The sequence below is a fragment of the Nostoc sp. 2RC genome (assembly GCF_014222165.1).
Classification (GTDB): Bacteria; Cyanobacteriota; Cyanobacteriia; order Cyanobacteriales; family Nostocaceae; genus Nostoc; species Nostoc linckia.
The window spans coordinates 1-3,471 of record NZ_JACKZU010000557.1; the positions used below are offsets into that span (position 1 = coordinate 1).

General features: G+C 44.2%; 2 protein-coding genes. Both read left to right on the top strand.

Annotated features, from left to right (window positions below):
- Positions 1-158 precede the first annotated feature (158 nt).
- Positions 159-3,149, top strand: a complete 2,991-nt coding sequence (locus GNE10_RS33035) for a UPF0182 family protein (protein ID WP_185570277.1) — start codon at positions 159-161, stop codon at positions 3,147-3,149.
- A 7-nt stretch (positions 3,150-3,156) separates the two neighbouring features.
- Entirely contained in the window at positions 3,157-3,465 is a 309-nt protein-coding gene (locus GNE10_RS33040) for a hypothetical protein (protein WP_185570278.1), read from the top strand.
- The last annotated feature ends 6 nt before the right edge of the window (positions 3,466-3,471 follow it).

A 3,471-nucleotide genomic window follows, 5' to 3' on the forward strand; every position in this document is an offset into this window, starting at 1 on the left:
GTGGGGGGAAAGATTTTTTCACCATCCTCCCACACCTCCCACACCTCCGTCTCCTCCCACACCTCCCACACTTCCTGTTTGCCCAATGCACAATGCCCCATGCCCAGTCCCTTGTTATATTATTAAATTGGCTTTGCAGATAGTTTGGCGGCCACAGAATGTTCTGGAAATGGAGCTTGAGATTATTTATCGTATTCCTGGGGTTCTGGTTACTCCTGGATTTGGTATCCCGCCTGGGAGCAGAAATTTTTTGGTTTCAAGAAGTCGGCTACTTGCAGGTATTTCTAGTCAGGTTAGTGACTCGTGGTATTTTATGGGTGGTGGTGGCTAGTATCAGTGCTGCTTATCTACTGGTAAACCTTGGTATTGCACAACGACTGAAGCATCCCCGGTCTTTGAATATTGAGCCAGCACAACAAGAGAGTGTATTCCAAAACTTTCTCAGCCGTGATTATGCCAGAAGCGATCGCACTTTAACACCACAAGTACAAGGCTTAAAACCATTAAAATTACGCTGGCTGTTACCCTTAGCTGTGATACTGAGCTTGTTGACAGGGTTAATGGTAGCTCACTACGGTCAAATTGCTATTTCTTACTGGCATTCTCCAGTTGATGACGCCAGTTTACCCATTCCCGCCTCATTCCGATCAGATAGGATCTGGCAACTTGTAAACCAGATTGTCTCTCAAATTTGGTATCTGGGCTTAATTTTTGGGGGAGCGATCGCTATTTTAATTTTTCCAGGGTTTTTACTCACAGCGATCGCTATTGTCTTTAGTGCCATTTTTGGGTTGGTACTATTCCAAAATTGGGCAAAGGTACTTTTATATTTGCACCCTAGTTCTTTTAACAGCACTGAGCCTTTATTTGGTCGCGATATCAGCTTCTACATATTTTCCTTACCGTTTTGGCAACTGCTAGAACTGTGGCTGATGGGATTATTTTTGTATGGTTTTGTGGCCGTGGCTTTGATTTATCTGCTGTCGGCTGACAGTTTGAGTCAAGGAATTTTCCCTGGTTTTTCCCAAAAGCAGCAGCGCCATTTGTACGGTATGGGTGGTTTATTAATGCTGTTGGTAGCTTTGAGTTACTGGCTAAGTCGCTATGAACTGGTATACTCCACTGATGGAGTTAGTTATGGTGCTGGTTACACCGACGTTACAACTTTCTTGCCAGCTTACACCATTTTATCTGTTGTGGCTGTTGGCATCGCCTGTTATTTGCTTTGGCAAACATTGTTCTGGAAACCCAAATCTCAATATCGCCGTTTGGTGTTTTATGGATTAGGCGTTTATTTACTACTAGTTCCAATCACTGGGTTTGTTTTGCCCACTGTGGTGCAATATTTAATTGTTGAACCCAATGAATTACAAAGAGAGCAACCTTACATCCAGCGTACCATCGCCTTGACTCGGCAAGCATTCAATTTAGACGCCATCGATGCTAAATCCTTCAACCCCCAAGGAACATTAACAGAAGCTGATATTCAAAAAAATGACTTGACAATTCGCAATATCCGCCTTTGGGATGAGCGACCGTTATTAGAAACCAACCGTCAGTTACAACAAATTCGCCCATACTATCGATTCCCTGATGCCGATATCGATCGCTATACTTTAAAAACAGAGGCAACTTCAGATTCCCCTACACCAACTACAAAACAGGAAGTAGTTGAAGGGGGAGAACGCCGTCAAGTATTAATTGCTGCACGAGAATTAGACTACACTGCCGTACCGCAGCAAGCTAAAACCTGGGTTAACCGCCATCTGATTTATACCCACGGTTTCGGATTCACTGTTAGTCCAGTAAATACAGTGGCTGCGGGTGGGCTACCAGAATATTTTGTCAAAGATATTAGCGGCGATAATAGCGCCCTCACAACTTCCAGTGTCGGCATTCGTGAAAGTATTCCCATTGGAAAACCCCGGATTTATTACGGTGAAATCACAAATACTTATGTGATGACGGGCACAAGAGTTAGAGAATTAGACTATCCCAGTGGTAGTGAAAATGTTTATAACTCCTACGATGGACAAGGTGGGATTAAAATCGGTTCGCTATGGCGGCGCTGGCTATTTGCCAACTATTTGAAAGATTGGCAGATGGTTTTGACGCGGGACTTTTTACCAGACACAAAAGTGCTATTGCGGCGAAATATCAAGCAAAGAATTCAGGCGATCGCACCTTTTTTGCAATTTGACAGCGACCCTTATCTAGTCAGTGCTGACGCAAATCGTAATAATACCGATCCAGACTATCCAAATGGTAAAAGTTTCCTTTACTGGATTGTGGATGCCTACACAACAAGCGATCGCTATCCATACTCAGACACCGCTAACGAAGGTATTAATTATATCCGTAACTCTGTCAAGGTAGTGGTTGATGCCTACCACGGCATCGTTAACTTTTATATTGCCGATCCCAGAGATCCGATTGTTACCAGTTGGTCAAGGATATTTCCTAATACCTTCAAACCCCTCAGCGCCATGCCTGTGACTCTCCGCAATCATATCCGCTATCCTGAAGACTTATTTAGAATTCAATCTGAGCGGTTAATGACCTACCACATGACCGACCCCCAAGTATTTTACAACCGGGAAGACCAGTGGCAGATTCCTAACGAAATCTACGGCAGCGAAACCCGTCAGGTGGAGCCTTATTATTTGATTACTAGTCTACCCACCGTACCCTTTGAAGAATTTATTTTGTTTTTGCCCTACACTCCCAAACAGCGGACTAATTTAATCGCTTGGTTTGCAGCGCGATCAGATAGCGTAAATTACGGAAAATTATTGTTATATATCTTTCCCAAAGAAAAATTAATTTACGGCCCAGAGCAAATCGAAGCGCGAATTAACCAAGATCCAGTAATTTCACAGCAAATATCCCTGTGGAATCGCCAAGGTTCCAGAGCTATTCAAGGAAATTTACTAGTAATTCCCATTGAACAATCGCTGTTATACGTCGAGCCAATTTATCTAGAAGCCACACAGAACAGCTTACCAACTTTGGTGCGAGTAGTTGTAGCTTACGAAAACCGAATTGTAATGGCACAAACACTAGAACAAGCATTACAAGGAATCTTTCAACCAGAAGTCACACCACCTGCTGCAATTATCCGTCCAGTGGAAGAAGGAAATCCCCAGTGAAGAGGAAGTGGGGGCGTTGCTGAATAATGGGATGATTGAGGCTGAGGCGGGGACGGGGGGATACGGAGACACGGAGACGCGGAGACATGGAGACGCGGGGACGCGGGGAAGTGGGGATACGGGGACACAAAGACACGGGGATTACGTCTTGATGCAAATTGGACTTACGCAAAAACTCTCTGAAACTCTTATTTCTCCGTGTCCTCTGCGTCCTCTGTGGTTAGATTTTCCGTTCCATGTGCGTAAGTCCTGGCAAATTCTCAAATCATCCCGCAATGGGAGTGACGACGAAGTGGGGAGCTTTCAAACTAAATAAATATAC

Bases quoted from the DNA above. Each gene is read 5' to 3' on its own strand.
- GNE10_RS33035 (WP_185570277.1), top strand. From the start codon at position 159: ATGTTCTGGAAATGGAGCTTGAGATTATTTATCGTATTCCTGGGGTTC.